Source organism: Pseudarthrobacter raffinosi, from assembly GCF_023913835.1.
Classification (GTDB): Bacteria; Actinomycetota; Actinomycetes; order Actinomycetales; family Micrococcaceae; genus Arthrobacter; species Arthrobacter raffinosi.
The window spans coordinates 92,140-113,861 of the sequence record NZ_JAMXBG010000008.1 but is presented as its reverse complement, the minus strand read 5'-3'; the positions used below and the strand labels follow the sequence as shown (position 1 = coordinate 113,861).

The following is a 21,722-nucleotide window of genomic DNA, read 5'->3' as shown; positions in this document are numbered from 1 at the left end:
AGGGTGGGAGGCATGGTGACAGACGACGTATTTGCCGTCATTGCGGAAGCAACCCGGCGCGACATTTTGGTATCCCTGCGCGCCGGGGACAAGGCAGTGGGCGAGCTGGTGGAAGAACTCTCCGCGAGCCAGCCCACCATTTCCAAGCACCTGAAAGTCCTCCGCGAGGCGCAGCTGGTGAGCATGCGGGCGCAGGGCCAGAAGCGCTACTACGCGCTGAACCCCAAACCGCTTGAGGGGATCGTCAGCTGGCTGGAGACGTTCGACGTCGGCCCGGCGGCCGCCGTCGCCAAGTCACCTCGCGCGGAGGCGGACGCCGGCACCGAGCGGCCCGTGGCTACCCCGCTGTCGGACAACGTGGCCGCTGCCGCCGTCCTCGAGCGCACGGGCGCCGAACTGAGCCCCGCCGTCGTGATTCCCGGCGGCACCGTGGCCCCGCTCAGCGACGACACCGTCCCGCAGCAGATCGGCCGCACCGTGGGCCGAGCCGCCACAAAGGCCGCGGACCTGCTGGCCAACCTCCCGAATCTGCCCAAGTTCGGCCGCAAAAAGTAGCCCCTAACCCAAAGTAGGTAGCAGTAAGTGTCGTTTTGAGGGCTCAAAACGACACTTACTGCTACCTAGTTGGGCGAGCAGCGTTACTTGTTGAGCAGGTGCACGTGGTCCGGGGTCAGCTCGGAGATCTTGCTTACGCCCAGCAGCGCCATGGTGCGGGCCATGTCCTTCTCGAGGATCTGCAGGGTGCGGTCCACGCCCGCCCGGCCGCCTGCCATCAGGCCGTACAGGTACGCGCGGCCGATCAGCGTGAAGTCGGCGCCCAGGGCCAGTGCCGCGATGATGTCGGCGCCGCTCATGATGCCGGTGTCCAGCATGATGGCCGCGTCCGAGTTGTCCTTGGTGAAGGCCTCCTTGACGCCCGGCAGCAGGTGGAACGGGATGGGCGCGCGGTCCAGCTGGCGGCCGCCGTGGTTGGAGAGCACCACGCCGTCGGTGCCGTGGTCCACCACCTTGCGGGCGTCCTCAACGGTCTGGATGCCCTTGACCACGAGTTTGCCCTTCCAGGTTTCGCGCAGCCAGTCCAGGTCCTCGAACGTCAGCGTGGGGTCGAACATCGAGTTGATGAGGTCGGCGACGGTCCCGGTGTACCGGGATAGCGAGGCAAAGGTCAGCGGCTCGTGCGTGAGGAAGTTGAACCACCAGGCCGGGCGGTAGGACGCATCCAGGACGGTCTTGATGGTCAGCGCCGGTGGGATGGTCATGCCGTTGCGGACGTCGCGGAGGCGGGCGCCGGCGACGGCGGTGTCCACGGTGACCATCAGGGTGTCGTTGCCGGCCTTGGCGGCGCGCTCGATCAGTTCGAGCGAACGGTCGCGGTCCGTCCACAGGTACAGCTGGAACCAGTTGCGGCCGTTCGGGGCGGCGGCGGCCACGTCCTCGATGGACGCCGTGCCCATGGTGGAAAGGGTGTACGGAATGCCGGCGGCCTCTGCTGCCTGCGAGCCGGCGTATTCGCCTTCGGACTGCATCATGCGGGTGAAGCCGGTGGGGGCGATGCCCACGGGGAGCCGTGACGGCTTGCCCAGGATGTTGGTGCTGAGGTCGATGCTGGAGACGTTGCGCAGGATGCCGGGCCGGAACTCGATGTCCAAAAAGGCCTCGCGGGCGCGGCGCAGGGTGATCTCGCCCTCGGCGGCGCCGTCCGTGTAGTCGAATGGGGCCTGCGGGGTGCGTCGCTTGGCCATGTCCCGCAGGTCCCAGATGGTGCTGGCGCGCTTGAGCCGCGCTTCCTTGCTGAACTCGGGCTTCTTGAACTGCATCAGCGGGGCCAAGTCCGAGTACTTGGGGATGCGGCGCTTCAGCGCAGCCGGCACCGCTGAAGCGGCCGGACTCGGCGCGGTGGCGGTGGAGGCCGGGACGTCCGTGGCATCCGGGGCCGGCGTGACCTCGGGGTTGTTCGGCTGGATGGTGTGGGTCATGGCTGCCTCCGTTGGTGGGCCTGGCGCAGGGGATCGGGCTGTGGTCTAACCACACTCTAGGCTATGTGGTCCAACCACATCAACTACGATAGCGATATGCGTACGCACCAGCTTGTCCTGACCTGGATCGAAAAGCAGCTCTCCGACGGACAGCTCAGTGTAGGCGGACGCCTACCCTCGGAACGGACGCTCGCCGAGCAGCTGGCAGTTTCCAGGACTTCGGTGCGCGAGGCCATCCGGATCCTGGAGGCCATGGGCGTGGTCCGGGCCGGGGTTGGCTCCGGCCCCGGAGCGGGAACGGTGGTGATTTCGGATCCGACGGCGGCGCTCGGCTCCGCGCTGCGGCTCCACGTTGCCACGCAGCATCTGCCCGTGTCCGACGTCGTGGAAACACGCATCCTGCTGGAGACCTGGGCGGCTGCCCGGGCCAAGCCCGACGCTCCGGAGCTGGACCTGGCCGCCACGCTCCTGGGCGAGATGGACGCCGTCGAACGCGTTGCCCGGACGGCGGATGACTTCCTGGCGCTGGATATCCGGTTCCATCTGGCCCTCGCGGACGCCGCCGGCAATGCCGTGGTCAGTTCCATGATGGGCTCGCTGCGCGAATCCATCCAGGGCTACACCGCCCGGTTTACGGCCAATCTCCCGGACTGGGATGCCACAGCGTCGCGCCTGCAGGCGGAGCACCGGGAGATTCTGGCCGCCATCAGGAACGACGACGGCGCGCGCGCGGCCACACTGGTGGCTGCCCACATCGAGGGGTACTACCGCGAGGGCGGGGTCGGGCGCCCGGCGGAGGGCTGACCCGGCGTCGACATGGCAGTTCGCGGAGGGAATCGGGGCAACTCAGCCGTGGGCCGCAGTACGTGGCGCCTTGGCGGGCCCGCTGCTGGCCCGGATTTCCAGGCGCGGCTGGTACCGGCTGCCCGGGGCGTCGTGGTCTTCCTTGCGGATGAGTGCCCGCAGTTCACGCCAGGCCTGGCCGCCAAGCTCGGCAATCGGAACCGCCGCGGTGGTCAGGGTGGGTGTGGTGTAGCGGGCGAACGGGATGTCGTCGAAGCCGGTGACGGAGATGTCGCCCGGAACGTCCACGCCGCGTTCGTGCAGGCCGCTCATCAGGCCCATGGCCACGAGGTCGTTGAAGGCCAGGATGCCGGTGGCGCCGCTGGCCAGGACCGAGTCCACCGCCCCGTGGCCGGTATCGAAGTCCGAGCCGCCGTCGAGCATGGTGACGGCCACCTGCGGGTGCCGGGTTTTGAACGCCTCCAGGCCCTCGAGCCGGAGCCCGTTGGAGGCGCTGCCTGCCGGGCCGGCCAGGAAGGCCAGGCGCGTATGGCCGAGGCCCACCAAGTGCTCGGCGAGGTCCTGGACTCCCTGCCCGTAGTCCACCACGAGGCTCGGAATCCCGGCCGCCGCCGTCGTCCGGTTGATCAGGACGAGCGGGTGCAGCGACGGGGCGATTTCCTCGAGCTCGGCATCGCTCATACGCGGGGCGCAGAGCACCAGGCCGTCGCAGCGCCGGCGGGCCTCGCCGGCCAGGATGGCTTCTTCGCTGGAGACTTCGAAGGAATCGGCAATCAGCACGCGGTAGCCATCTTCCGCCGCGGCCCGGCTCAATCCGCGCAGGATCGCCTGGAAGGTGGGGTTGGCGAGGTCGGGCACCACAATGCCGATGGTGTCCGTCTTGCCCAGCGCGAGGCTGCGACCCACGGGATTGGGTTGGTATTTGAGCTCGACGGCGGCCGCCCGCACCCGCGCCGCGATGTCCGGGTCCACGGTGAAGTTGCCGTTCATGACGCGCGAAACAGTGGCGTGCGAAACCCCTGCCTTCACGGCAACGTCCGCAATGCCGATCCTGCCGGTTGCCGATTTCCTGGCCATGGCCCTGCCTTTCGTAAGTCCCGGTCCCCGTGATTACCGGCGCCCGTGGGACAGCATACAACGCTCTCGGAAACCGGTTTCCATTCGTTCGGCGCGCCGGATGAGGGCTGTGCCGCCGCAGAAACAGGCCTTTCCGTCAGAAAGCGCTTTCTCTTAGAGAGGATAAGGGTTGACGGGACCGCGAGTCTATTGATAGAAATCATGTAGCAGCACTGAGAAAACGCTTTCTCGCTTGCCAGTACCACAGCCCAGCGCACCACCAGCGGCCGCAGTCCGGCCGAGTATTGAAGCCTCCGAAAGGGACCCTCATGGTCAACACAGCCGAATCGAGTTCTGCTACCGCTGACTTCACTTCAGCGCCGGAGCCAGGCACAAGTACCAGGGCCCGCATCGCCCTCATCGGCACCGGTGGCCGCTCCGAGATGTACATCCGGGCCATCTTCGGCAAGCACGCTGATACCGCGGAACTGGTGGCCTTCTCCGACGTCAACCCCGGCCGCGTGGAGTTCTACCAGAAGCTCATCCAGGAACTCGGTGCGCCCGGACCCGTCGCTTCCTTTGACCCCGCAGACCTCACCGCCTACATCCAGGCCAACAACATCGACCGTGTTGTGGTGACCACTCCGGACTACACGCACGCGGACTACATCGTGGAGGCGCTCGAGGCGGGCGCCGACGTCGTCGTCGAAAAACCCCTCACCATCGACGCCGAAGGCTGCCGCCGCATCACCAAGGCCGTGGCAGAAACCGGCCGCGACGTGGTGGTCACCTTCAACTACCGCTACTCACCCCGCAACAGCGCCCTCAAGGAAATCATCCAGAGCGGTGTAATCGGCAAGGTCACCTCCATCGACTTCAGCTGGGTCCTGGACTCCGTCCACGGCGCCGACTACTTCCGCCGCTGGCACCGCGAGAAGAAGAACTCCGGCGGCCTGCTGATCCACAAGGCATCGCACCACTTCGACCTGGTCAACTGGTGGATCAACGACGTCCCGGAGCGCGTGTTCGCCTCCGGTGGCCTCAAGTTCTACGGCGACAAGAATGCCGCCGAGCGCGGCCTGGGTCCCCGTCCGGAACGTGGAACGCCCGACGCCGGCACTCCGGCGAGTGCCGAAAAGGATCCGTTTGCGCTGGACCTGCGTGAGGATGAGCGCCTGAAGGCCCTCTTCCTGGACAACGAGCACTACGACGGCTACCGCCGCGACCAGGACGTCTTCACCGGCGGCATCACCATCGAGGACAACCTGGCACTCGTGGTGGAGTACCAGGGCGGCCCGCGCCTGAGCTACTCCCTGAACGCCCACAGCCCGTGGGAAGGCTACCGCGTGGCCGTCAACGGCACCGAAGGCCGGGCCGAACTTGAAGTGGTGGAACGTGCCGCCGTCCTCAACAGCACGGACAAGAAGACCGTGGTGGACCCCAGCGCCACCCCCATCGAGGAGGAAGACGCCGTCCGCCGCAACGGTGAACGCCTGGTGGTCCAGCGCCACTGGGAAGCAGCCTACGAGGTGCCCATCGTCAACGGCGAAGGAGGCCACGGCGGCGGCGACGACCTGCTCCTCTCCGACCTCTTCAACGGCCCCGGCGAGGACCCGCTGGGCCGTCCGTCCGGATACCTCGACGGCCTCCGCTCCGTGTCCGTGGGCATTGCCGGCAACCTTTCCTTGGAGTCCTCCCTTCCCGTCCGCATCGAGGATCTCCACCTCGGCGCAGACCTTCGCCGCGACGCCTAGTCCGCCCGAAATCCTAAAGGAACCAACATGAGCAGGATCTTTGTCACCGGCGGCTCCGGCCGTCTGGGGCGCAGCGTCGTGGCGGGGCTCTCGGCAGCGGGCCACGAGGTCATCTCGGTGGACCGCGACGCCATCCCGGCGGACCAGTTGCTGGCCGGCGTTGTGCAGGAAACCGGCGATCTGCTGGCCCCGGGCGAGGCTTTGCGCCTCCTCCGGGAGGCCAGGCCCGACGCCGTCATCCACCTTGCAGCGATCGCCGTTCCGTTCAGCGCGCCGGAGGACGTCATCTTCGCCACCAACACCCGCCTTGCCTACGCTGTCATCAGCGCGGCCACGGAACTGGGGATCGGCAAGATCGTCACGGCGAGCAGCCCCACGGTGCTGGGCTACGGCTGCCCGGCGGGCTGGCTGCCCGCGAGCTTCCCGCTGGATGAGCAAACGGCGCCAAAGCCCTGGAACGCGTACGCGCTGTCCAAACTTATCGCCGAGCAGACCGTTCAGATGTTTGCCGCGGCGCAGGGGGAGAAGATCCGCTACGCCGCCTTCCGGCCCTGCTACGTCATCTCGCCGGAAGAATGGGAAGGCGCGCCCACGCAGCAGGGCCATACCCTGGCCGAACGGCTGGCCGATCCTGCCCTGTCCGCGCCCGCTCTGTTCAACTACGTGGACGCTCGCGATGTGGCCGATTTCCTGGACGTGCTCCTGCAGAAGATGGACTCCATTCCGAACGGCGAAACCTTTTTTGTGGGCGCCGCGGATGCCCTCGCCACCGCATCGCTGGCCGAACTGATGCCCCGCTTCCTGCCGGGAAGCGAGGCCCTCGCCGCCGGCCTGACCGGCACCAGCCCGGCCTTCTCCATCGCGAAGGCCCGTCAACTGCTCGGCTGGGAACCCAAGCGCAGCTGGCGGACCGAACTGAAGACCGATTCCACCCTCAACGACGAGACATCCGCCGCGCTGGTAAGCGCCGGCAGCGATGCCAAGGAGACATCATGAAATTCGACGGCGTTTTGTTCTTTCCCGTCACCCCGTTCACGCCGGAAGGCACCGTGGATGTGGAGCTCCTCAAGGAGCACATCGGTTCGAGGCTGCCGTTCGGACCCGGCGGCGTGTTTCCTGCCTGCGGCACCGGCGAATTCCACGCCCTGAGCATCGACGAGGTGCGCACCGTGGTGACCGCCGCCGTCGAGGTTGTGGCAGGTAAAGTGCCAGTGGTGGCCGGAGCCGGCGGGCCGCTGGGGCACGCCATCGCCGCCGCCCGTGTTGCCGAGGAAGCCGGAGCCGATGCACTCCTGGTCCTGCCGCCGTACCTGGTCACCGGCCCCACCGACGGTTTGGTGGCGTACATCGAGGCAGTGGCGGACGCCAGCAGCCTCCCGGTGATCGTGTACCACCGCGGCAACGCCAAGTTCACAGCCGCCTCCATGGTCCGCCTCGCCGCCAACCCCAAGGTGATCGGCTTCAAGGACGGGCTGGGCGATGTGGGCCTGGCCCAGGAGATTGTGTCCGCGGTCCGCGCCACGGGGCGCGAGGACTTCGCGTTCTTCAACGGGCTCCTGACGGCCGAACTGACCCAGGGCGCCTACCGGGGCCTGGGCATTCCGCTCTACTCCTCGGCGGCGTTCGCCATGGCACCGGAGATCGCCAAGGCGTACTACGACGCCTTTGTCTCTGGCGATGAGCACCGCCGCAACGCCCTGCTGGAGGGTTTCTACGCCCCGCTGGTGCGGCTCCGGGACCAGACCCCCGGCTTCGGCGTCTCGCTGGTCAAGGCCGGCCTGCGGCTCGGCGGACTTCCCGTCGGCCCGGTCCGGCCGCCGCTGGTGGACCCCACCGAGGACCAGCTGCTCCAGCTGAAGTCCATCCTGGCCAAGGGCTACGAGCTGGCCGGCCGCTGATGAGTGCGCCCGCCGTCGAAACCGTCCGGACCGCTCCGCGCATTACCGGTCTGACCACCCGCCTCCTGACTGTCCCGCTGCGCCGCAGCTGGGGAGTGGAGGCACCGGAAAACCACGTGATCGTTACGGAGATCCAGACGGACGACGGCGGCGCGGGGCACGGTTTTTCGTGGACGCCCACCATCGGCCCGCAGGCCGTCAAAGCGCTCCTCGACTACGACATCGCGCCCTTCGTTGAGGGGCTGCCCGCCAATCCCGAGACGGTATGGGACGCGTTGTGGAAGCGGCTGCATGAGGCCGGCGGCGGGGGACTGACCACCATAGCCATGGCCGGCGTCGACCTTGCCCTCTGGGACCTCCAGGCACGCGGTGCCGGTACTTCAGTCACGGGCCTGCTGGGCCAGCGGCAGGAGTCCGCCGAGGTGTACGGCTCAGGGGTGAACCTCCACTACACGCTGGAGGAGCTGGTGGCCCAGACCGAGCGCTGGATTGCCGCGGGCCACCGGGCCGTCAAGATCAAGGTGGGCAAGCCCGATATCCGCGAGGACGCCGAGCGCGTCGCCGCGGTCCGCTCCGTCCTCGGACCGGACCGGAAGCTTATGATCGATGCCAACCAGCGGTGGGACCTGCCCACCACGTTCAAGGCCCTGGACGTGCTCGCGGAGTACGGGCTGGAGTGGCTCGAGGAGCCCCTCCGCGCGGACGACCTCTGGGCCTACCGCAGGCTGCGGAAGCATTCACCCGTGCCCATCGCCTTGGGCGAAAACCTGCACACGATCTACCGTTTCCGCGATTTCATTGAGGCGGAGGCGGTGGACATCATCCAGCCGAACATCATCCGGGTAGGCGGCATCACGCCGTTCCGGCGGATCGTGGAGCTGGCCCGGACCAACAGCATCCGCGTGATGCCGCACCTGCTGCCGGAACTGTCCGGACAGCTTGCCCTTACCCTGGCGGAGCCCACCCTGGTGGAGGACGTGGAGGACGCGTCGTTCGAACAGCTGGGCATCCTGGCCGGGCCCGCACCGGTCCGCTTCAGCAACAGCCGCCTCACGCTTACGGACCAGCCGGGACTCGGCTTCCGGTTCACGGACAACCCGCAGACCTGACAGCTCGCAATCACGACTGACCGCAGACATGACGAACAGGACTTTCCAGTGACAACTGCAACCCTTTCCCTCTCCGAGCTCACGGCCGCCGCCACCCGGGCGGCCTCCATCGCGGCTGCCGCGTCGGACGCCGAGCGCGCAGGCTGGCTCAATGCCGTCGCCGACGCCTTGGACGCCAAAGTGGCCGAGCTGGTGGAGATCGCCGATTCGGAGACCAGCCTCGGCACCGTCCGGCTGACCGGCGAGGTGGCCCGCACCTCCGGCCAGCTGCGGTTGTTCGCACGCGTGATCACCGAAGGCTCCTACCTCGAAGCCGTGATTGACCACGCGGATCCCTCCGCCACCCCGCCGAAGCCGGACCTGCGCCGCATCCTGCGTCCCATCGGACCAGTGGCCGTCTTCTCGGCCTCCAACTTCCCGTTCGCGTTCTCGGTGGCCGGCGGCGACACCGCGTCGGCCCTGGCGGTGGGCTCATCGGTGATCGTCAAGGCCCACTCGGGCCACCTGAAGCTGTCCGAGCGGACGGCCGAAGTGGTCACCGAAGCCCTGCGTTCCGCCGGAGCGCCGGAGGGGCTGTTTGCGCTTGTGGCAGGCCGTGAGGTGGGTACCGCGTTGGTGCAGGATCCCGCCATCAAGGCCGTGGGCTTCACCGGGTCCATCCCGGGCGGCCGGGCGCTCTTTGACCTCGCGGTTTCGCGGCCCGATCCCATCCCGTTCTACGGCGAGCTGGGCAGCCTGAACCCGGTGGTCATCACCGCGGCCGCGCTGGCCGAACGTTCCGGCCAGCTCGCGGCGGGACTTGCAGCATCGTTCACTATGGGCGCCGGCCAGTTCTGCACCAAGCCCGGCCTGGTCTTCATCCCGGCGGGCACCGGCTTCGCTGCGGAACTGGCTGAGGCCAGCAAGGACAAGCCGACGGCGGCCATGCTCACCACCCGGATCTCCGACGCGTACCCGGAGGGCCTGCGCAACGTGGCCGCGCTGCCTGACGTGACCATCGTCAGCGGCACCGCGGACCAGGACGCCACCCGCGACGGCGCCGCGCCCGTGGTGTTCTCTACCTCTGCCGCCAATGTCCTGGAGCGCCCGGACGAGCTGCTGGAGGAGTGCTTCGGGCCCACCACGATGCTGATCGAATACTCTGACCAGGAAGAGCTCTCCGCGGTCCTGGCCAAGGTTCCCGGCAGCCTGACCGCCACTGTCCTCGCCCGGCCGGGCGAGGACGTCGCCGGCCTCGTGGAGCAACTGTCCGGCCTTGCCGGCAGGGTCCTGTTCGACGGCTGGCCCACCGGCGTCGCAGTGAACTGGGCGCAGCAGCACGGCGGCCCGTACCCGGCCACCACGTCCCTGTTCACGTCAGTAGGCGCGACGGCGGTCCGCCGCTTCCAGCGGCCTGTCGCCTACCAGGATGCTCCGGAAACGGTGCTGCACCCGGCGCTGCGCGAAAGCAACCCGCTGGGCATCCCGCGCCGCGTGGACGGTGAGCTGCTTCTTCCGTAACTGGTCGCGGGCCATCAAGGCAGGGGTCAACTAGAAGGGTTGATCTCTGCCTTGATGGGGCATGCCACTGCCATTGGCCTGCGCCGGCGACTGCTAAGGTCAAGGTCCGAAAGATGCTCTCACCAACGGAGTGCTGGTGTGCCAGTACTTCACTTCCGGCTCCATGGTCCCGGCAGACGTACCCTCCGGTCGGGGGTGGACTCGGGCGACTACGCCATCAGGTTCGCCAGCGTGGGCGGCAGTCCATGGATGTCCGTGCGGATCCCCTGCGCTTCATATGCGCTTAGAGTCACCATTGTCGGCCAAGCCATCACGCCTGATCCGGGAACGCTGGAGAGTTTTGTGGGCGCCTGCGGCTTCCCGTGGGACGAGGAGCAGGAGCGGATGGCAATGTAACTCCAGGACCCGCTCCAGTTCGTGCAACGGGAGACCGGTATCGTCCTGCAGAACCCGGAATGGGGAGTCACTCTGTTCGACACCCCATACGACGCTGCCTAGGTTTCCTCCTGCGACGCGTGCCGAGTCCGAGCCACAGCATGCTCTGGAGAGCGATTCAGGGACCGGACATCGCCATCACCCGAGCATCCTTCTTCATGTGTCCCGTATAGGGTTCCCTCACCGGGCATTTTTGCGGGCGGGTCTTACGGGAATGGACCGGCCGCGGAAACGTGGCGATCGCGATCCGGAAATTTGAGAAGTGTTTGCTCCGGTGGGGGACCGGCTTACGAACCCCCACAGCAGTTCGGCGGCGGTGCGACCGGATGAGTCCGTGTCATAGCTGCAGCTCCCCGTAAGCTCTGCCGCGCCAGCTGCGGAAGGCGCTGTTCCCACAAGTCGCGGCACCAGACACGAAGTATCAGGTCAGCCAGTTTAGCTCCATTGGGCCAGGCAGCGTTCGACTTTGCCGCCATCCTGGTGGGTGTCGTTGTCGTCGGAATCCTCGCAGCTGGTGTCCTGAACCGCCGTCTTCGGCGTCATCCTGGCCCCATGGATAAGTCCTTACAGGGTCCGCGTTCCAGGAACGCGGACCCTTGGGTGGTGCAGCAGAGAAATTATGTGATGGTGACACCAATCAGCGTCACAGTTACCACTGCCCGACCGAACGGCTTGTCGCCGACATAGGTGAGCAGCTGCCACTGGACATTGGTTACGTCCGGGCCAGAATTGACGCAGTACTCATGCAGCCCGCTCGAAAGGGGGAATGTCTGGGACGTCACCGACTCATAGGCTGACAAGGTGAGCAGATGCTCCCCGCTGGCCCGGCCGGTTATATCCACCGAAACGGTGACGCACACCGAGGTGGACCCCTCTTCCATCACCTCGCTGTTTGACCAGAATGAAGCAACTTGTCCCGAATTGACCTTCTTCAGGGTGACGGTCAAACCGTCGCTGCTGATGGTTGCCGACGCATGAGCCGGCCGAGTCACGCCACAGGTGCCCCATTGCAAGTTCGTGGACGTGAGGACTTCGCCAATACATGGTCCTTCGACGGCCGCATTGGCCGCGGCGGCCGAGAACACGATACAGAATGCCGTGCCGATGGCTGCGAGGATGGCTACAAGCTTTTTCATGGAACATCTCTTTTCTAAATCTGTTATGTCACCGATGTCCTGCGACATAACAGGTTCAACTGAGTACCCGCCAAGGAGTTACTGTGTGGTGCACCGCCCTGGGGAATTCAGACTGCAATTGGGCTTCAATAATCAGAGCCTCCAACAGTTGAGGCATGCCCACTCGCACAAGGCCATGGACTGGGTATACTGATCAACCGGTAGGCGTCCTTTGGCGCTTATGATCTCAATGCCAAGCGAGCGAATGAAAACCCGTTCCGCTCAAGGTTTCCCCTACGGACGGACTTTGGCCCGCTTCCATAGACAAGCTGCGGTCCAGCCGTTACTTTTCTCCACGCGGCCTTAGCGTACGATTTTTTCCTTTTTCTGAAGCGACCCCTTGTACGGCGCGATTTTCGGCCTCGTCGTCCTGAAGCTGCTGCTCGGCACCGTCCTGCTTGCCGGGCGCCGTCGCCCCGCACCCTGACGGCCACAGCCGCTCACTGACCCAGGCGAGTCGGGTGGCAGTCCCCCGCCACCGGACTCGCCGCCTTCCGCCCGCCGATTTTCGACAAAGGCTGAGATGATGGGAACCGAACTGCCCCACTGTCTGATCATCACCAACCCCCAAAGACCTGGCCGGGGGCGCCCGCTCCTGCCGATAGGAGCACAGCGTGTCCAGACCCGGACTGCGAGCGGCGGCTGCGGTGGTCCTCGCACTCGTCGCGTCGTCTTGCGCAAGCAGCACCTCGAGCGAGGCCCCGGACTTTACCCCGCCTCCGAGGGCGAGCACTACGACACCGGAGAGTCCGCAACCCCCGCCGAGTCAGCCATCCAGCGCGCGAGAGCCGGGCACCACGATCACCACAGCCGCGAGCGACTTCGGCCAGATGCTCTTCGATGCCAAAAAGCAGGCCATCTATATCTGGGAGAGTGAGGAGAGCATCAGGCCGGAGTGTTACGACGACTGCGCTGAAGCGTGGCCACCCGTGCTGACCGACGGAGCGCCGACCGCTAGCGGCGAGGTCGACTCAGCGCTGCTGGGGACGACGAAGCGGCGGGACGGCACGACCCAGGTCACCTACAACGGGCATCCGCTCTACTTCTACGCGCACGAGGGGCCTGGCGAGGTGAAGTGCCACAACGTCTCGACCCACGGGGGGCTCTGGTGGGTCGTAGATCCGGACGGGATCCGAGCCCCGTAGCTGCAGTGCAGGCGGAGCCGAATCGGCGGCGCATCCTGCAGCTACGTGGCGTGGGCTCACCATCCGGGGACTGGCTGCGCCTCGTGAAACTCAATGGTGCAGCCACCAGGGATGTTGAGGTGGGGGTGAGACTTGGCCAGCTCACGGCGGCGAGTACCAGGTCGCCAAAGATCGTCGCCGTTTGGCGAGACGGTGACGGCTTGCGCTGCGTTTTACCTCCTTGCGGACGCTGTCGCGAGCTCATCAGACAAGTCGACCCAGCCCATCTCGACACCGAGATGATTCTTGGATCAGGTCAACCCGCATTGCTGCGAGAAAGGCTGCCAGCAAATGAATGGACAGAGCCGCTGGCGTCTGACTGAGGCGCACCGTAGACCGATCCCCTAGCGGACCGTGCCGCAGAGGGTTCGGCTTTCGGAACATTAAAGCGGCGCGTTGCCTGGCGCTGTCTGCTCCGCTGTCCGTGTCAGGAACCGTCCCGCCCGGCGGAAGTCACGACGAGGAGCCCAAATGCGATCACTGTCACTCCAACGCCAAGTGCCATCAGCCATGCGGCAAGTGTGTCACCGCGCAGGGCAAAGTTGATGGCTTGAGGAATGAACGTGAGCGGAAAGAACGGTGCAAGGACCAGTTGGGTGGCAAGACCCTTTCGAAGTTGCACCGCCGCGGCCCGGATAACCGAGAGATGCTCCGAATTTATAGGTGCCTTCCCTGCAATCTGACGCCGGACCTGCTTTGTTCCTCGCTTTCCAGGGAAAGCAGCACGTTGACCCTCCCCGGCTTGGCCGCGGGTACCACCTTCTTCGCGTTATAGACCAGCCCACCAACCACGACACCCAGCACCGCAAGGAGGAACGCGAACGCCAGATATGTCGGCCAGTCCGACAGCGTGCCACGGAGACCTAAGATCCCGACTGCGGTCCCGACCGCCACCATGAACAGTCCCGCCGGAAAGTAGCGCGTGAAATAGGTCTTCACGGCTTCACCCAGGCCGTTGTCTTCTATGCCCTGGGCTCTTCTTATGGCATGTGCCCAGCGGTCGTTCGACTCAGCCATGAGATCGTCTATCCCGCTCATCGTCTTCTTCCCCAAAGCACAAAACGCCGACAAGACGCCAATGAAAACCTGCTGATGCGTCATGTTCAGATCCTCAAATCCTGAACTATGTGTGCCAATAAGCCAATGCTCCACGCCTGCTGTTCCTGGTCAACAAGTCCGCTCAGGCGGCAGTTTTGTCGCGGATTCGGCGGTCTCCTCAGTCAGGGCAGCGATGATTCGCCAGCGGACCATTCCCTAGAGGGTTCGGCTTTCGGAACATTAAGTGCACGTGCCAATTGAAGCTGCGCAGCCGGCTGTATGCCGACCCTAATTGGACCGGCTACGACGCGCCATACCAACTCTTATCCGCGAAAACGCTGAAGCTGTCCCGCCGAGGGTTCCCCTTATGGGACAAGTTAATGGTCAAGCAAACTCTCAGCAGTCTCCCGGAGATAGTGCCTCCGCCGCCTGCCGCGAGGATGCTGGTCGTGAGCTCAGCGGGCGGTGTCCATCCGGTCACGCGCGCAACTCACAACGGCGGACAAATCGAGCCCGTAGGTCGGCCCGTCGCCTGAACCGTACTCCTCGAGTCGGGCCGCACCGCGCTCGAAGAGCCGGAGCGCGCCAACGCTGTTCCCCCGGGCGGCGTGGGTGAGCCCGACGCAGATCTGGGCAAGACCTTGCCAAAGGTTGCGTTCTTGGGCCGGCCCAGCTTTCCATCGGGCCTCAAGTACCTCATGCGCGGCGAAGGGCCGGCCCGCTTCCACCAAGCTCCGGGCCGAGACCAACGTCTCTGCCGGCGGCAGCGGCTCCTCGGAGACCGGCTCCACGCCAGCGCTTCCGTACGGCAGCGGCCGTCCAAGAGCGTCACGTGGCCGGGCCTGCCGCGGGCGCCTTGAAGCATCGCGATCCCTGTCGCCGGTCATTGCAGTTTCCGCTCTGAGCGTCCGTGGACCTTACTAACCTTCATCTGCCCAATGCTACGGCTCGGCCCTTCGAACATCCGTTCCACTGCAAAGGATGCCGTGGGGACGGCGGCCGCGAGAGAAGAAATGATCACCTCCATATCCTGCCCTCGAGCCATGCACTTCGCTCGGGCCGCGTGCTTTGAATTCTTGGTGTGCGTTCAAGGATCGGCTTACGGGCGGTGTCAGTCCTTCTGCAGTTTCTCGGCGAGCATTACGAGGATTCCGCTGGGACCGCGGAGGTACGTGAGTTTGTAGACGTCACCGTAGGTCGCTACGCCGCGTAGCGGATGGCATCCGTGCTTCGCAGCTATCTCAAGGGCTTTGTCGATGTCGTCGACCGAGAAGGCCACGCGGTGCATTCCGATGTCGTTGGGACGAGTTGGATTCGACTCGATCGCTTTGGGGTGGATGTATTCGAAGAGTTCCAGTTGACCCTGACCATCCGGGGTTTGGAGCATCGCAATTTTCGCGTGGTTGCCATCAAGCCCGACGGCAGTGTCGGCCCACTCGCCGCTGACGGTGTCACGGCCGACGACCGTGAGCCCGAGGTCGGTGAAAAAGGCGATTGTTGCTTCGAGGTCGCGAACGGCGATACCGACGTTCACAAATTTGATGGCCATGCGTTGAAGCTACCAAGGCGGACCGATTAGCTCCAGTGGCGAGCCGGGATTCGACTCAACAAGTTCCGGGACGATTGCCCCAAGCCGATGGGCTTACGGAACGATGAAGACGCTCAGCCGCCGAAACGTCAATGAGCGAGGCGGTCTTGCTTGCCCTGCATCCTGTCGCCACACTGAAACCATGCACTGGTCCCCGGATCCTGATGCCCTGCGAGGCCGAGTTGCAGTTGTCGCAGGAGCGACCCGAGGCGCTGGACGCGGCATAGCCGCTGCTCTGGGTGAAGCCGGGGCGACGGTAATCTGCACTGGACGCAGCAGCGCGGCCGGCAGAAGTAGGTCGGACTACGACCGGCCCGAGACCATTGAGGAGACAGCCGATCTGGTCACGCAGCTTGGCGGCGCCGGAGTCGCCATCCAGGTCGATCATCTCGACTCCGAAGAGGTCCGAAGCTTGGCCCAGCGGATCCGAACTGAATATGGCGGTCTCGATGTGCTGGTCAACGACATCTGGGGTGCTGAGGTCCTGAAAGGTGGCCCAGCCGAGTGGAATACCCCTATCTGGGAGCACGACCTAGACAAAGGGCTGCGCATCCTGCGACTAGCCATTGACACTCATCTGATCACCTCGCACCATCTGCTTCCGCTGCTAATTACCAAGCGTGGGGGTCTTCTCATTGAGGTCACCGCACGGAGTCACGGCGATCGCCATCACGCCTGGATGGCTACGGTCGGAGATGATGCTCGATAGCTTCGGAGTCACCGAAACCAACTGGCGCGACGCTTTGGACCCAGGCCTGGTCGGCGGAACCCCACGCGCCCCCGCAGGTTTCGCTTTCTCGGAGTCACCCCGCTATGTCGGTCGGGCCGTAGCTGCGCTGGCAGCGGACCCTGACCGCGCGAAATGGAATCAGCAGTCGGTCAGCTCCGCTCAACTTGCCAGAGAGTACGGATTCACCGACATAGATGGTTTGCAGCCCGATGGCTGGAGCGCGCACTAACCAGGCAGCTGTGTCCTGACGCTGCCAGGACACAGCTGCCTGGTCGCTGCACAGAGTCGTCACTCATCCTCTAACCATGCGCGCGTGTGGCGCGGGCCTGAAAGGATCCGGGTCTTCGCGCAGGGCCCGGGCCGCGTTGTTGGAGTCGAGTGCGTTAAACTGCGCCGGCCCATCGACTTCCGCTGGTGGCGCGATGGATTTCCCGGGAACGTGCGTGAAGGTCAGCAGCCGGAATGCGCCGGACTTCACGAACCTGGACAGTGACGTCACGTGCCTCCGGCGGCGTGGCCCGCCTCTCCGTCGGGGAAACATCGGCAATCAGTCCCATGCCGGCGTACTCACGCACGGCGGCGATCCCGGCAACAGCTGCGGTCTTGTTGTCAAAGGCCTTGGACACTGCCATCACGGTGCCATCCGGCGCGGTTAGGCGGAACCTGAAATACGACTCCGCGTCAATGAACAGTTCGAACATTCCGGCCATAGCAAATCCTCCCGGTCTGCGGGATCCGCCCCGCGGCGTCGTTGCCACGGAGCAGAAACGGACGCGCCGTTGCGTCCCCTTCCCGCTGGTTTTGTCCTGCAATCCAAATGATGAGTTCATCGCGTGCTCAATGAGTCTCGCTCAAGACAGCCTGTGCCACAAGACCCCCCGTTCGATCACCGACCCTAGGGAAGCCCCGGGACGACCGTCCCGGGGCTTCCCTATCCGTCTAACGGCAGGGCCTACAGCTGCAGCGTCACAGGCCGCTTGAGGCCGTTCACGGTGGTGGCGGGCCAGCGGTCATCCATAGTCAGGACTTGCATGCCGGACTCGGTGAGCTGGACGGTGTCCTCGATCTTTACTCCGGGTCCCGACGGGTTCCAGGTGAACGGCTGGTTGAGCACCACGGTGTCGGTGGCGGCGGTGGTGACGCGCGGATCCCGTCCGGCATAGCCTGCCGGTCCGCCCTGGTGGTGCTGCTCCCACTGCTCCGCGCCGAAACCGTGGCGGACGTAGGCCGCTTTTATCTCGCTGAAGACGTGGTCCAGCCGTGCTCCGGGGACCGTTGCATCGAAGATGTCCGCCTCAACGGCCGCGATCCGGGACTCTGCGTCGAGCTCTTCAGGGGTGCCGGCGTCGAACCTTACCCAGCGGGTGATGTTCGCGACCAGGCCGTCCCGGCGGGCGCAGACCACGGCCATGGCGCGGCGTCCGAGGGGCGCGTGCGTGGCCAGCGGGTGGCGGAAGTCGCTCCGGGAGCTGCCGTTGCACAGGAGTACCAGCGGCTCCGCGCCCGCTCCAACCACGCGGGCGGCCAGGGCGGAGGCCAGTTCGAATTCGGTGGTGTCCGGCCGGGCGGTGGACAGTACATCGGTCATGATGCGGGCCAGCTCCGCGCTGAGATGGGCGTAGCGGGTGGACTCGCCGGGCAGCAGTTGCTGCCGGGCAGCTCTCAGTTCAGTGGCCACGGAGGCCTCGGCCAGCGGTGTCCCGGCGCCCCCTCCGGAAGAACGTCCGACGGCGGCGGCGCCCTCGTGCAGGTTCCCGTACCAAGGCACGGTGTGGAGGGCCACCCCGGCGGGGAGCTCCTCGGCCGCAATCCGCCCGGCCTCGTTGTTGAACGTCACCAGGTGGTCGCCATCCCGGTCCACCAGCAGCGCGGCGATGGGGTCGCCGGCCAGGCTGATGTGGACACGGCTGCCGTCCAGGTACCAGGCCAGCGCCGTGTGCGTGGTCAGAAGCAACGAGTCCTGCCCCTTGGCATCGAGAATGTCCATTACGCGGCGCCGCTTGATGGCACGGTCCGCAGTGGAGGCGGGCGCCGCACGGCGGCCCTGGTCCGCAAACGTTGCGGCTGCAGTCAGCTGCGACGGCGGTGTAGCAGCGGTGGTTGTCTGGCTCACGAGCTGTCCCCCTGTGTGTTGATCAATGTCTCGATGTCTTCGGTACCCAAAATTCCGTCGGCGATAAGCACGGTCACGCTGCGGCGAACCGGCACACCGGGTTCGGCGATGACCGGCGCGTCCCAGGCCAGCGACTGGCCAACTCCCGCGTATCCGTCCACCCGGACGAACCACGGGTCCGTTGAACCCGCCGCGGCGACGAACACGAGCGTGGCCGCGCCGTCGCGAACGGCGCCAGTGCGAGTGCCGCCGTCGAGCGTTCCACCCGTGAAACCGCCCGACCAGGCGAGCCACGGCGTTACACTCCCGTGCACGGCGGACTCACCCACCCCCGCAGGCGTCCAGACGCTCGCCCCGGAACATTCGGGAAGGCGCCAGAAGAACCCGCCGTAACCGCCCCCAACACGGCCGTTGGAACCCGGACTTCCCAGGCTCACGGGCTGGTTGCCGGAGGGGGAGAGCGCGAAGTCGAGGGTGAGGCGCCAGGCGGAAGGCCCGACGGCGGCCCACGTCCAGGTGCGCTGCTCGGTCAGGATGGGTGCGCCGTCGGGGCCGTTCCAGGCGAGGTTCTCGGTCAGCTCGCCCTCGGCGGCGGACGGTTCGCCGGGAGACGGTCCGCCAGCCCGGACGATGCTGCCGTGGTCGGGGCGCCAGACGTACTCGCCGGCCGCCCGGGTATACGTGCGCCCGCCCCAGAAGTTGACGCCGTCCACATCCTGGAGTGCAACCCCCACGCCCAGATGCCACACGTGGTCCAGCGGCTGGTGGTCCGTCACAACGGTCCCGGCCAGGGTACGGACGGGGTGCAGGTACGGGCGGGGCGAGGACACGGCGCGGATGCGGCTGCCGTCCTGATACTCCGCCAGGGGATGCCCGGCAAGATCGAAGGTCCGGACCGGCGGCAAAGTGCGGGCCCAGGGGACGCCCAGCTCGGCAAAGGTGGCCTGCGCCTTGGTGGCGCGTTCGATGAGCGCGGCAATGCCGTGGACCACCGGGTGGGCGTCGTCGCCGTCGCCCTCCCAGCTGACATGGCCCGTGTCGATTTCGCGGGGCGCGGGGGCGGTGCGGATGGCTTCCAGCACACACATGAATGCGCCGGCATCCGGCAGTGCACTGAGAAGGGGGGTGCCGGGCAGGGGAGTGCCGGCGGTCCGCGCAGCGAGAAGGTTCTCCAGCAGGTCGGTTCGGCCGAACGTCTCTCGGCGCTCGCCGTCCGCCGTGGTGGTGACCAGTTCGTCCTCGGTGTAGAAGAATGTGATGTCTCCCCGAGTCCCATGGACCGTGACGGAAGGCCGCTGCTGTTCGGGGGCGCACAGCGTGAGCGCACACAACAGTGTGGTGCCGGCAGCTGTGCGGACGCGGATCACCGAGGTGTCATCGCTCTGAGTGTCGTTGGCGCGGTAGAGGTCCGTCTCCACGGAGGCGACGTCGGCAACCGTGTGGGCGCCAGCCATGTTCAGGGCGGTGGCCACGGCGTGCGCCAAGGCATTGGTGGCCACGCCGTCCACCACGTCGATGCCGTCCAGGCTGCGCTTTCCGGCCCACCGGGAACGCTTAAAGTAGCTCCTGGTCCGCAGCCACATGCCGGTGGCGCTGAGTCCCAGCACCTCTCCGATATCACCGGATTCGATGGTGTTCCGGATTTCCGGCAGGGCCAGCGAGCCCAGGCTCTGGAACCCCACCTGCACGAGCCTGCCGGCGGACTCGGCGGCGGCCAGCACCTCCTGGAACTGGGCCATGGATGCCACCGGCGGCTTCTCCACGTACACGTCGGCACCGGCGGCCAACGCTGCCAGGACCAGGGGAGCGTGCGTCTGGATGGGGGTGGCCAGGATGACCACGTCCGGGACCGGCCCGGCCGCCAGCAGCTGGTCCAGGGTGTTGAAGACGGCCACGGACCCGGCCAGCGTGCCCTTTTCCGGGGGGGTGGGGTCCGCCACTGCTACCAGGTGCAGGGCCCCGGCATCGTCGAGCCTGGCGAGGTTGGCCAGGTGCGATTCGCCAAAGCCGTGCACACCCACGAGGGCTACGCGCGGGAGGACTGCCGGAACGTCACCTGCCGCTGCAGAGCTGGCGGGTGCCGCGGGGGCGGATTGCTGAATCATCTGGGGTCCTCGGTGGCTAAGGGGTTGGCAGGGGCGAAAAGGCTGTGGTGGCGGGACCCGGTGCGCCGAGGGTCCTGGACAGGTAGCTGATGGCTTCATTCTGCATCTCGACCGTGAAGACGTGCCCGCCTGGCCAGAAACTCCCAGTGTAGGAGCCAGCTGGGTGCACGGACTCCAGAATCCGGTGGGCGTGCCGCATCCCCTCTTCCGGGAACAGCCCATCGGCCAGCGCGTACTGCACCAGGAATCCGTCGGCCCCGGATCTGCCGGTCAGTTCCGGCCAGTCGCCCAGCTTCCAGAGGCCTGGAGTCTGGAGCAGCCAGGAATGCGCATCCAGGTAGGCGGGCAGCAGCGACTGGAAGGTGGTCATCATGCACGTGACCACGTAGTTCCGGATCCGCGGGCTGAGGACTGCCAGGGCCAGTGCCCGGCCGCCGCCACCGGAGAACCCGATGCAGCCCAGCCGCTCCGCATCCACCCCGGGCAGGCCGGCCAGGATCTCCAGGGCAGCAATGTCATCGTGGGCCACCATCCCCGCCAGGCTGGTGCCCAGCAGGCCGGCGGCCTTGGCCACGGTGTCTTCATGGATTCCCGCAGCGGCGTTGTACAGTTCGGCATCGGAAGATACGACGCCGGCCTCCCGCCATTGCGACTTCCTCGCCTCCAGCGCGGATTCCGTCCGCCACGGCGGGGTGGACAGATCGAAGCGCCGGCTGCCCCATGCGAAGGCGTCGTGGGCCAGGACGGCGAAGCCCCGGCGGGCGACCTCCGTGGCCAGGGCTCGCCCTCCGTAGTGCCCGGCACGGGCTTCCGCTGCGGACGGGTGGGGATCAGGAAGCGCGACCAGCCGGTCCGCTCCGCTGAACTTGTTTCCCCCGTGGCAGTGCAGGGCCAGCACGCCGGGCAGCGGCCCGGAACTCCCGGCCGGCCGGACCAGCCAGCCGGTGGTGCGGGGGCCGAAACCCAACTGCCAGCTGAGCTGGGAGGTGGTGACGCCGTCGTACGTTTCCTCCCAGTGAACGGTGACTCCCGCCGGGGGAACACCTGCCGGAACGCCCAGGGCGTCCGACAGGTCCTGCGCCGCCGGGGTGGCTGCTTGGTAGCGCGGCCGGTCACGGACGTAGGCAGGCCAGTTCTCATAGCCTGCAATTGCGCTGGGCCGGACCGGCCGGGAATCCTTGCTCACTGACCTGCCTGTTGTTCGGGTGGACGGGGAGGGTTGAAGGCGCGGCGGATCGGGACGGATGTCTGTGGGTA

The 21,722-nt window shown here is 66.3% G+C and carries 20 protein-coding genes; 10 read left to right on the top strand and 10 right to left on the bottom strand.

Features of this window, described 5'->3' with window-relative positions; genetic code table 11:
- Nucleotides 1-12 precede the first annotated feature (12 nt).
- Nucleotides 13-555 (top strand): ArsR/SmtB family transcription factor, encoded by a 543-nt coding sequence (locus NG697_RS10015; protein ID WP_252603225.1) that lies wholly within the window; start codon nucleotides 13-15, stop codon nucleotides 553-555.
- 83 nt (nucleotides 556-638) lie between these two features.
- Here NG697_RS10015 and NG697_RS10010 read toward each other — a convergent pair whose 3' ends face one another.
- The gene (locus NG697_RS10010) at nucleotides 639-1,976 is read right to left on the bottom strand and encodes an alpha-hydroxy acid oxidase (RefSeq protein ID WP_305884351.1); all 1,338 of its coding nucleotides are present in this window, start codon (nucleotides 1,974-1,976) and stop codon (nucleotides 639-641) included.
- Nucleotides 1,977-2,072: 96 nt separating this feature from the next.
- Here NG697_RS10010 and NG697_RS10005 point away from each other — a divergent pair, with 96 nt between their 5' ends.
- Nucleotides 2,073-2,780 (top strand): FadR/GntR family transcriptional regulator, encoded by a 708-nt coding sequence (locus NG697_RS10005; RefSeq protein ID WP_252614094.1) that lies wholly within the window; start codon nucleotides 2,073-2,075, stop codon nucleotides 2,778-2,780.
- Between the two features lie 42 nt (nucleotides 2,781-2,822).
- On the opposite strand, the gene NG697_RS10000 is transcribed toward NG697_RS10005, so the two are convergent.
- Complete coding sequence (locus NG697_RS10000) at nucleotides 2,823-3,857, bottom strand: LacI family DNA-binding transcriptional regulator (protein WP_252612102.1); 1,035 nt, start codon at nucleotides 3,855-3,857, stop codon at nucleotides 2,823-2,825.
- Nucleotides 3,858-4,165: 308 nt separating this feature from the next.
- Between NG697_RS10000 and NG697_RS09995 the strand changes: the two genes are divergently transcribed.
- The 6 genes from NG697_RS09995 to NG697_RS09970 all read left to right on the top strand — a co-directional run bounded on the left by NG697_RS09995 (nucleotide 4,166) and on the right by NG697_RS09970 (nucleotide 10,493).
- Entirely contained in the window at nucleotides 4,166-5,590 is a 1,425-nt protein-coding gene (locus tag NG697_RS09995; protein ID WP_252614093.1) for a Gfo/Idh/MocA family oxidoreductase, read from the top strand.
- Between the two features lie 27 nt (nucleotides 5,591-5,617).
- Nucleotides 5,618-6,586, top strand: coding sequence for an NAD-dependent epimerase/dehydratase family protein (locus NG697_RS09990; RefSeq protein WP_252599841.1), 969 nt, complete (start codon nucleotides 5,618-5,620; stop codon nucleotides 6,584-6,586).
- Nucleotides 6,583-7,488, top strand: coding sequence for a 5-dehydro-4-deoxyglucarate dehydratase (locus NG697_RS09985; protein ID WP_252599842.1), 906 nt, complete (start codon nucleotides 6,583-6,585; stop codon nucleotides 7,486-7,488). Before NG697_RS09990 ends, NG697_RS09985 begins: the two co-directional genes overlap by 4 nt.
- Nucleotides 7,488-8,597, top strand: coding sequence for a mandelate racemase/muconate lactonizing enzyme family protein (locus tag NG697_RS09980; RefSeq protein WP_252599843.1), 1,110 nt, complete (start codon nucleotides 7,488-7,490; stop codon nucleotides 8,595-8,597). The genes NG697_RS09985 and NG697_RS09980 overlap by 1 nt, the downstream gene beginning before the upstream one ends.
- A 48-nt stretch (nucleotides 8,598-8,645) precedes the next feature.
- Entirely contained in the window at nucleotides 8,646-10,097 is a 1,452-nt protein-coding gene (locus NG697_RS09975; RefSeq protein ID WP_252599844.1) for an aldehyde dehydrogenase (NADP(+)), read from the top strand.
- A 195-nt stretch (nucleotides 10,098-10,292) separates the two neighbouring features.
- Complete coding sequence (locus NG697_RS09970) at nucleotides 10,293-10,493, top strand: hypothetical protein (RefSeq protein WP_252599845.1); 201 nt, start codon at nucleotides 10,293-10,295, stop codon at nucleotides 10,491-10,493.
- A gap of 656 nt (nucleotides 10,494-11,149) precedes the next feature.
- Here NG697_RS09970 and NG697_RS09965 read toward each other — a convergent pair.
- Complete coding sequence (locus NG697_RS09965; protein ID WP_252599846.1) at nucleotides 11,150-11,668, bottom strand: hypothetical protein; 519 nt, start codon at nucleotides 11,666-11,668, stop codon at nucleotides 11,150-11,152.
- Nucleotides 11,669-12,537: 869 nt separating this feature from the next.
- On the opposite strand from NG697_RS09965, the gene NG697_RS09960 reads away from it, so the two are divergent.
- Nucleotides 12,538-12,852 carry a COG4315 family predicted lipoprotein gene (locus NG697_RS09960; protein ID WP_252599847.1) on the top strand — a complete coding sequence of 105 codons (315 nt, stop codon included), beginning with the start codon at nucleotides 12,538-12,540 and terminating at the stop codon, nucleotides 12,850-12,852.
- A gap of 696 nt (nucleotides 12,853-13,548) precedes the next feature.
- On the opposite strand, the gene NG697_RS09955 is transcribed toward NG697_RS09960, so the two are convergent.
- From NG697_RS09955 to NG697_RS09945, 3 genes are all read right to left on the bottom strand, one after another.
- Nucleotides 13,549-13,992 carry a hypothetical protein gene (locus tag NG697_RS09955; RefSeq protein ID WP_252612098.1) on the bottom strand — a complete coding sequence of 148 codons (444 nt, stop codon included), beginning with the start codon at nucleotides 13,990-13,992 and terminating at the stop codon, nucleotides 13,549-13,551.
- 392 nt (nucleotides 13,993-14,384) lie between these two features.
- Complete coding sequence (locus tag NG697_RS09950; RefSeq protein WP_141141551.1) at nucleotides 14,385-14,816, bottom strand: DUF309 domain-containing protein; 432 nt, start codon at nucleotides 14,814-14,816, stop codon at nucleotides 14,385-14,387.
- A gap of 224 nt (nucleotides 14,817-15,040) precedes the next feature.
- Entirely contained in the window at nucleotides 15,041-15,478 is a 438-nt protein-coding gene (locus NG697_RS09945; RefSeq protein ID WP_252599849.1) for a VOC family protein, read from the bottom strand.
- A gap of 103 nt (nucleotides 15,479-15,581) precedes the next feature.
- Here NG697_RS09945 and NG697_RS09940 point away from each other — a divergent pair, with 103 nt between their 5' ends.
- Nucleotides 15,582-16,226, top strand: a complete 645-nt coding sequence (locus NG697_RS09940) for an SDR family NAD(P)-dependent oxidoreductase (RefSeq protein ID WP_308293084.1) — start codon at nucleotides 15,582-15,584, stop codon at nucleotides 16,224-16,226.
- A 404-nt stretch (nucleotides 16,227-16,630) separates the two neighbouring features.
- Here NG697_RS09940 and NG697_RS09935 read toward each other — a convergent pair whose 3' ends face one another.
- From NG697_RS09935 to NG697_RS09920, 4 genes are all read right to left on the bottom strand, one after another.
- A complete protein-coding gene (locus NG697_RS09935) occupies nucleotides 16,631-16,957 on the bottom strand; it encodes a YegP family protein (RefSeq protein WP_252599851.1) in 327 nt (108 codons plus the stop codon).
- Nucleotides 16,958-17,199: 242 nt separating this feature from the next.
- Nucleotides 17,200-18,234 (bottom strand): M24 family metallopeptidase, encoded by a 1,035-nt coding sequence (locus NG697_RS09930; protein WP_252612107.1) that lies wholly within the window; start codon nucleotides 18,232-18,234, stop codon nucleotides 17,200-17,202.
- A 122-nt stretch (nucleotides 18,235-18,356) separates the two neighbouring features.
- The gene (locus NG697_RS09925) at nucleotides 18,357-20,465 is read right to left on the bottom strand and encodes a DUF6807 family protein (protein WP_252614092.1); all 2,109 of its coding nucleotides are present in this window, start codon (nucleotides 20,463-20,465) and stop codon (nucleotides 18,357-18,359) included.
- Between the two features lie 16 nt (nucleotides 20,466-20,481).
- Nucleotides 20,482-21,651, bottom strand: a complete 1,170-nt coding sequence (locus NG697_RS09920) for an acetylxylan esterase (RefSeq protein WP_252614091.1) — start codon at nucleotides 21,649-21,651, stop codon at nucleotides 20,482-20,484.
- Between the last annotated feature and the right edge of the window lie 71 nt (nucleotides 21,652-21,722).

What these genes read in the sequence shown, in the direction of transcription:
- NG697_RS10015 (WP_252603225.1), top strand. Translation starts at nt 13, where the DNA reads ATGGTGACAGACGACGTATTTGCCGTCATTGCGGAAGCAACCCGGCGC.
- NG697_RS10010 (WP_305884351.1), bottom strand. Translation starts at nt 1,976, where the DNA reads ATGACCCACACCATCCAGCCGAACAACCCCGAGGTCACGCCGGCCCCG.
- NG697_RS10005 (WP_252614094.1), top strand. Translation starts at nt 2,073, where the DNA reads ATGCGTACGCACCAGCTTGTCCTGACCTGGATCGAAAAGCAGCTCTCC.
- NG697_RS10000 (WP_252612102.1), bottom strand. Translation starts at nt 3,857, where the DNA reads ATGGCCAGGAAATCGGCAACCGGCAGGATCGGCATTGCGGACGTTGCC.
- NG697_RS09995 (WP_252614093.1), top strand. Translation starts at nt 4,166, where the DNA reads ATGGTCAACACAGCCGAATCGAGTTCTGCTACCGCTGACTTCACTTCA.
- NG697_RS09990 (WP_252599841.1), top strand. Translation starts at nt 5,618, where the DNA reads ATGAGCAGGATCTTTGTCACCGGCGGCTCCGGCCGTCTGGGGCGCAGC.
- NG697_RS09985 (WP_252599842.1), top strand. Translation starts at nt 6,583, where the DNA reads ATGAAATTCGACGGCGTTTTGTTCTTTCCCGTCACCCCGTTCACGCCG.
- NG697_RS09980 (WP_252599843.1), top strand. Translation starts at nt 7,488, where the DNA reads ATGAGTGCGCCCGCCGTCGAAACCGTCCGGACCGCTCCGCGCATTACC.
- NG697_RS09965 (WP_252599846.1), bottom strand. Translation starts at nt 11,668, where the DNA reads ATGAAAAAGCTTGTAGCCATCCTCGCAGCCATCGGCACGGCATTCTGT.
- NG697_RS09960 (WP_252599847.1), top strand. Translation starts at nt 12,538, where the DNA reads ATGCTCTTCGATGCCAAAAAGCAGGCCATCTATATCTGGGAGAGTGAG.
- NG697_RS09955 (WP_252612098.1), bottom strand. Translation starts at nt 13,992, where the DNA reads ATGACGCATCAGCAGGTTTTCATTGGCGTCTTGTCGGCGTTTTGTGCT.
- NG697_RS09950 (WP_141141551.1), bottom strand. Translation starts at nt 14,816, where the DNA reads ATGACCGGCGACAGGGATCGCGATGCTTCAAGGCGCCCGCGGCAGGCC.
- NG697_RS09945 (WP_252599849.1), bottom strand. Translation starts at nt 15,478, where the DNA reads ATGGCCATCAAATTTGTGAACGTCGGTATCGCCGTTCGCGACCTCGAA.
- NG697_RS09940 (WP_308293084.1), top strand. Translation starts at nt 15,582, where the DNA reads ATGAAGACGCTCAGCCGCCGAAACGTCAATGAGCGAGGCGGTCTTGCT.
- NG697_RS09935 (WP_252599851.1), bottom strand. Translation starts at nt 16,957, where the DNA reads ATGGCCGGAATGTTCGAACTGTTCATTGACGCGGAGTCGTATTTCAGG.
- NG697_RS09930 (WP_252612107.1), bottom strand. Translation starts at nt 18,234, where the DNA reads ATGGACATTCTCGATGCCAAGGGGCAGGACTCGTTGCTTCTGACCACG.
- NG697_RS09925 (WP_252614092.1), bottom strand. Translation starts at nt 20,465, where the DNA reads ATGATTCAGCAATCCGCCCCCGCGGCACCCGCCAGCTCTGCAGCGGCA.